This is a genomic window from Burkholderiales bacterium, from assembly GCA_013695435.1.
GTDB lineage: Bacteria > Pseudomonadota > Gammaproteobacteria > Burkholderiales > JACMKV01 > JACMKV01.
Map to the genome: position 1 here is coordinate 1 of JACDAM010000267.1, position 6,530 is coordinate 6,530.

Annotated in this window: 6 protein-coding genes and 1 pseudogene; 4 read left to right on the top strand and 3 right to left on the bottom strand. The window is 58.6% G+C overall.

Annotation, left to right across the window (positions count from 1 at the left end; genetic code table 11):
• Nucleotides 1-157 (bottom strand): deoxyribodipyrimidine photolyase (locus H0V78_13110; GenBank protein ID MBA2352678.1); only part of this gene is annotated, 157 nt, incomplete at its 3' end.
• A 20-nt stretch (nt 158-177) separates the two neighbouring features.
• On the bottom strand, nt 178-579 hold the full coding sequence (locus tag H0V78_13115) for a DUF1232 domain-containing protein (GenBank protein ID MBA2352679.1): 402 nt from the start codon (nt 577-579) through the stop codon (nt 178-180).
• A gap of 208 nt (nt 580-787) precedes the next feature.
• Here H0V78_13115 and H0V78_13120 point away from each other — a divergent pair, with 208 nt between their 5' ends.
• Together H0V78_13120 and pbpG are read left to right on the top strand one after the other, a co-directional pair.
• A complete protein-coding gene (locus tag H0V78_13120; protein ID MBA2352680.1) occupies nt 788-2,620 on the top strand; it encodes an ABC transporter ATP-binding protein/permease in 1,833 nt (610 codons plus the stop codon).
• Nucleotides 2,621-2,798: 178 nt separating this feature from the next.
• Complete coding sequence (gene pbpG, locus H0V78_13125) at nt 2,799-3,743, top strand: D-alanyl-D-alanine endopeptidase (GenBank protein MBA2352681.1); 945 nt, start codon at nt 2,799-2,801, stop codon at nt 3,741-3,743.
• 50 nt (nt 3,744-3,793) lie between these two features.
• On the opposite strand, the pseudogene H0V78_13130 reads toward pbpG, so the two are convergent.
• Nucleotides 3,794-4,581: pseudogene (locus H0V78_13130) on the bottom strand (IclR family transcriptional regulator).
• A 205-nt stretch (nt 4,582-4,786) separates the two neighbouring features.
• Here H0V78_13130 and H0V78_13135 point away from each other — a divergent pair.
• Together H0V78_13135 and H0V78_13140 are read left to right on the top strand one after the other, a co-directional pair.
• The gene (locus tag H0V78_13135; GenBank protein MBA2352682.1) at nt 4,787-5,551 is read left to right on the top strand and encodes a (Fe-S)-binding protein; all 765 of its coding nucleotides are present in this window, start codon (nt 4,787-4,789) and stop codon (nt 5,549-5,551) included.
• A gap of 46 nt (nt 5,552-5,597) precedes the next feature.
• The coding region (locus tag H0V78_13140) for a lactate utilization protein (protein MBA2352683.1) at nt 5,598-6,530 on the top strand (933 nt) is incomplete at its 3' end.

The window sequence follows — 6,530 nt, forward strand, 5'->3', positions numbered from 1 at the left end:
GATTCAGGCTGTTCGCCGACTGGATCGCATACTCCAGCGCGTCGTTGTAATCGGCGCGCTGCGCCTGCTGCATCCAGTACAGCACGTAGTTGCCCTTGCGCTGATCGCGCTGATTGAGGCGTTGCAAGCGCGGCTGGGAAATTTCCGGTGCAGCCATAGCAAGCTTGGCAACGGCCATCAGAGCTGGCGGTCAGCCAGCCAGCGCCAAACGAAATATGCAATCAGCGCGGCGACACTCAGCCATATTGCGATAATCACCCAGAACGCCGAGCGACTGTGCGGAAGGTCCCTATCGATCGCGGCGCCCGCGCGTGCGCGGCAATCGTCCCAAACCTCGTCGGGGATCATTTTGATCGCGAGGCTGATCGCGATGGGCAGCAAGATCAGTTCGTCGAGCAGCCCCAGCACCGGAATGAAATCGGGAATCAGATCGATCGGGCTCAACGCATATGCGACGATGCCGGTGATGACAAGCTTTGCGGGCCGCGGCACGCGCGGATCGCGCATGGCCAGGTAGAGCGCATAGGTGCTCGTTTTGAGGCTCGCAACGCGAGCTGACCAGCGCTTCAAAATGCGCATCGTCGCCTGTTCTCCTCTCGAATTCTGGTTGGCGCCGCGCGAGTCAGCGTTTTACGCCAGCGCAATCTTAGGCGCTGGCCAGTGTCCAAGTCCAGGTGTCCCGCGCCGCATCGCCACGCCGCGCAATCACCGCTGATCGATCGTGACAGTTTTTGCGATCGGGGTCGCGGTGCGGATAATGACAAACGCGATCCTTCACATCGTTCCAATGCGCACCACTCATACCGGCAAACCTCCGAAAAATCGCAACGACTGGAAAACCATCGGCACTCTGCTGCCGTATGTCTGGGAGTTCAAGGGCCGCGTCGTGCTCGCGCTGGTGCTGCTCGTACTCGCGAAACTCGCGAATGTGACGGTACCGCTTGCGCTCAAGGAAATCGTCGATTCATTGAGTCCAGGCGAGCAGATGTTGGCGCTCCCCGTCGCCCTGTTGCTGGGTTACGGCGCGTTGCGCTTCGGCGCGACGCTGTTCGGAGAATTGCGCGATGCGGTTTTCGCAAAGGTCACGCAACGCGCCATCCGCCGTGTCGCGCTGCGTGTGTTCGATCATCTGCATGCGCTTAGCCTGCGCTTTCATCTCGAGCGGCAGACAGGGGGCGTATCGCGCGATATCGAACGCGGCAGCCGCGGCATTTCGTTTCTGCTGCAATTCATGCTGTTCAACATTCTGCCGACCTTGGTCGAGATCATACTCGTCGCGGTGATTCTGCTGGTGCAGTACGACATCTGGTTTGCTGTCGTGACTTTCGTCACGCTGATCCTGTACATCGCTTTCACGCTTTTGGTGACGGAATGGCGCATGGTGTTCCGGCGCACGATGAACGATTCGGATTCGCAGGCCAACACGCGCGCCATCGACAGCCTGCTCAATTATGAGACCGTCAAGTATTTCGGCAATGAACAGTGGGAGGCGCGGCGCTATGACGAAGGCATGGCGACGTGGGAGAATGCGGCCGTGCGCAATCAGACGTCGCTCGCCGGGCTCAACGCCGGCCAGGCTGCGATCATCGCAATCGGCATGACTTTGCTGATGGTCCTCGCTGCCAATGGTGTCGTCAACGGCACGATGACGATAGGCGATCTGGTTTTGGTGAACGCCTTCATGCTGCAGTTATACATGCCGCTCAACTTTCTCGGCTTCGTCTATCGCGAGATCCGCCATTCCCTGGCCGACATGGAGAAAATGTTCGGCTTGCTCGAAGAGAACACCGAGATTAAGGACCAGCCAGGCGTGCCCGATCTAAAGCCCGGCAGCGCCGCAGTCCGCTTCGACAATGTCAACTTCAGCTATGAGGCGAAACGTCAGATCCTGTTCGACGTCAGCTTCGAAATTGCGGCCGGCCATACCATCGCCGTGGTGGGGCACAGCGGCTCCGGCAAGTCGACGCTGGCGCGCCTGCTGTTCCGGTTTTACGACGTAAATGGCGGTGCAATAAGAGTCAACGGGCAGGATATTCGCGAGGTCCGGCAAACGAGTTTGCGCGCGGCGATCGGCATCGTGCCGCAGGATACGGTGCTGTTCAACGATACGATTTTCTACAATATTGCGTACGGCCGCCCGAGCGCGTCGAATGCGGAAGTCATCGAGGCGGCGCAATCGGCGCATATTCACGATTTCATCGTGTCGCTGCCCGACGAGTACGAGTCAAGGGTCGGCGAGCGCGGTCTCAAACTGTCGGGCGGAGAAAAACAACGAGTCGCCATTGCCCGCGCCATCCTCAAGAATCCGCGCATTCTGATTTTCGACGAGGCGACCTCGGCGCTCGATTCGAAATCGGAAAAAGCGATTCAAGCGGAATTAAAACGCATAGCCGAAAAGCGGACTACGCTGGTCATCGCCCACCGCTTGTCTACGATCATCGACGCTAACCAGATTCTCGTTATGGAACAAGGGCGCATCGTAGAACGCGGGACGCACCGCGAATTGCTTGCGCAACAGGGTGTTTATGCGGTGATGTGGGCGCTGCAACAGCAGGAAGAAGCGCTGAGAGCCGCTGACGACTCGTTGCCCGGTATCGTCGAAGCCTTATCCATACGCTGATTCGTACGCCGCCAACCTCCGGAACCGCTCATCGGCCATTTGGCCCGTATGTCGCCCCAGTGAAAACATGCATTAGAAAGCTTCCCTTAGTTACTGATTTTTGATATTTTACGTCCTTGTTCGATGTGCACTGCTACGCTGCTCAGGGAGAGCATTTGTGGGGAAAACCAAGCTTTTTATGGGAGTATTGCTGCTGATCGGTACATCGACGGCTTTTGCGCAAAAGGCCGAACTCGCGCTTGCGCTGCCGGGCGAGCAAATCAAGCAGGAAATTGCCGCGGATGACGCGCTCGCGAATGTTGTCGAGAGCCAGTTCGAAGTCGATTTCGACCAACTGACCAAAACGCCGCGCCTCAGTCTTCGCTCTTCCGCAGCTCTGGTTGTGAATCTCAACGATAATCGGGCGATTTACGCGAAAAATACCAGCACGGTGTTGCCGATTGCTTCGATCACCAAACTGATGACCGCGATGGTCGTGCTCGATGCCGGTTTACCGCTCGAGCAGACAATTACGGTTACGCACGCCGACGTCGATACCCTGCGTAATTCCGGTTCGAGACTTCGCGTCGGCACGACGCTGTCGCGCCGCGACATGATGCGCCTTGCGTTGATGGCGTCTGAGAATCGCGCAGCCGCCGCGCTCGCGCGCACCGGCCCCGGCGGCACGCAAGGCTTCGTCGCCGCAATGAACCGCAAAGCCGTCGAACTCGGCATGACGAATTCTCGCTTCGTCGATGCCACCGGCCTCAGCGTAGAAAACGTTTCGACCGCGCATGACCTTGCCAGGATGGTCAAGGCGAGCGAGCGCTATGACCTGATCGCCGATTTCAGCACGCAGGGGCGGCATCAGCAGACGTTCGCAGGCAGTAAACGCCGCCTCGGTTTTCGCAACACCAATATCCTGGTCAATAACAAGCGCTGGGACATTGATCTCTCCAAAACCGGTTATATCAGCGAATCCGGCCGCTGTCTGGTAATGATGGCGACGATCGAAAAGCGGCCGGTGATTATCGTGCTGCTGGATTCGAACGGAAAATTCTCGCGCTTTGGCGATGCGAACCGGATCAAGAAGTGGATGGAAGCAACACCCGCGCGCAACGAACGCGTCAGCAGGCTTTATTAGCTGGTTAGGATTCGATAAGTTTCGCTCGCGACGAGCGCGCGTACTGCAAGCTAGCGCAGCGAGTTGGCGGCACTCTCCGCTGCTTTGACGGCTTGGCTGCGCGCATCTGCGGCGCGGCGGGCGGGGCGAAAACCAATAGCATAGGAAATCTGGTCCGCTGTTTTTTTGACCTCCGGCGCCCACGCTTTATCGAGACGGTCCGAAGGCGCTGATACCGACAGTCCGGCGACGAGCTGACCTTCCTCGTCGTGAATCCCCGCACCAATACAGGAAACGCCTTTCTCGGCTTCCTCGTTATCGAACGCATAACCCGCCCGTTTCACGCGCTCGAGTTCGCGCGCCAGGCTGGTCAAGGTGCTCAACGTATTTTCCGTGTAGGCCGGCAACCCGGTGCGCTTCGCGTAATCGGCCCAGCCGCGCGGGCCTTCTTCGGCCAGATAAATCTTGCCGACCGCCGTTATGTGCAACGGCGCGCGCGCGCCGACGATTTGCACGACCTGCATCATCGAGCGATTCGATGAACTGCGTTCGACGTAAATCACTTCATCGTCCTGGCGCACACTCAGGTTTACCGTCTCCTGCAGTTTCTGATACAGACGATCCATGTGAGGCAGGGCTTCCTGCCGGATATTCAGTCTTGATTTCACGAGATTACCCAATTCAAGCAAGCGGATTCCCAGCCGGTAGGCGCCCGGTTCGACGCGGTCAATCAAGCGGTTGTCGACCATCACACCCAGAATGCGGTGCGCGGTCGAAGGATGCAACTCGTTTGACCAGCCAGATACTTGAGGTTCACCGCTTCTCCCGATTCGGCGATCGCATCGAGCAGGGCCATCATGCGCTCGATCACCCGAATGGAAGATCGGTTTTCGGACAATGCGGGTTTCCTGCCAGAAGGTTGCTGTCGGAAAAAGTGTGGTGAGAAGCATGCAACGGGATTTTACGATATGAAAACTTGTTCTACAACGAGGGGCATATCATCTGTGGGGGCCGTGTTATGATTTTTACGTCCGTCGCTTCGACGGCTCCGCTCCTCTTCCCGCATGCGCGTTGGTTTGCTGGTCACCTGTCTGGTTGATCTATTTCGTCCATCGATAGGCTTTTCCGCGCTCGCGTTGCTCGAACGCGCCGGGGTCGAGGTTGTCGTTCCGGCACGGCAAACGTGCTGCGGCCAGCCCGCTTACAACTCCGGCGACCGTCAGGCGGCGCGTGCGCTGGCGCTGAAAACCCTTACCGAATTCGAGCATTTCGATTATGTCGTAATACCGTCGGGATCATGTGCGGGCATGGTCGGCAAGCATTATCCACATCTGTTCGACGATGATTCAGATACCCGGCAGCGCATCACCGCTCTCGCCGCGCGCACCTTCGAGCTCACTGATTTCCTCATCAATGTGTTGCATCTGACGCACCTGCCCGGGCGTTGGCAGGGTCGCCTCACTTATCACGATTCGTGCGCGGGCCTGCGTGAACTCGGTGTGAAAAATCAGCCGCGCGCGTTACTGGCGAGCGCGGACATCGAGTTGATCGAGATGACCGGGGCCGAAGTTTGCTGCGGCTTCGGCGGGACTTTCTCGGTGAAGTTCGGCGACATTGCAACGCGCATGGCCGACAACAAATGTCTGCAGATCGCCGCGACCGGCGCCCCCTGCGTCGCGCTCGGCGATCTCGGCTGTATGTTGCACATCGAAGGCCGTCTGCGCCGGCGCGGGGATATGACGACGCAGGTGCTGCATATCGCCGAAGTGCTGGCCGCCCAGGATCGCGCCGGCGTTGCCAGCGGTGAAGGCGACAAGCAATCGGGCTAGGCGCTAGCGGTTGTTTTTTGCGCCGCGCTCACCGGGTTTTCCAATCATGGAAATCAAGTCGATACACTTCAAAGCACGGTCCACCGCGCAGTTGCGAGACGGCACTTTGCAAGCGTCGCTGCGTAACGCCCAGGGACGATTTACAGAAGGCCGTGTGCAAGCGCTCGCCGGCGTCGATTTCGAAAAGCTGCGTGACGCCGCCGCCGAAATCCGCGATCGTGTGTTGCGCAACCTCGATCTCTATCTCGAACATTTCGAACGCACGGCAACGAATGCCGGCGCGTGCGTTCATTGGGCAGAAACCAGTGCCGACGTAAACCGCATCGTGCTCGATATAGCGCGCCAGCATGGCGTCCGCCGCGTGATCAAATCGAAATCGATGGTAAGCGAGGAATGCGCGCTGAACGATGCACTCGAAGCGGCCGGGCTTGCTGTCGTCGAAAGCGATCTCGGCGAATACATCCTGCAGCTTGCTCATGAGCCGCCTTCACATATCGTCGCGCCGGTCATGCACAAGAGCAAGGATGAAATATCGGATCTGTTCGCGCGCATTCACCAGACGCCGCGCAAAACCGCGATACCCGAATTGTGCCGCGAGGCGCGCGAGATTATGCGCCCGCATTTTGTTGCCGCCGACATGGGCATCTCGGGAGCCAATTTTATGATCGCCGAAACCGGCTCGACCCTGATTGTCACCAACGAAGGCAACGGCCGTCTGACGACGACCCTGCCGCGGGTTCACGTCGCAATCTCTGGCGTCGAAAAAGTCGTCGCAACACTCGAAGACGCCGCCACGCTGGTTCGGCTGTTGCCGCGCTCGGCGACCGGTCAATCGATTACCAATTATGTGACGATCAACACCGGAACGCGCCACGTCGGCGACCACGATGGCCCGCGGCATTTTCACATCATCCTGGTCGACGCCGGCCGCGCCAATCTGCTCGGCGGCGAATTGCAAAGCATGCTGCGCTGCATACGT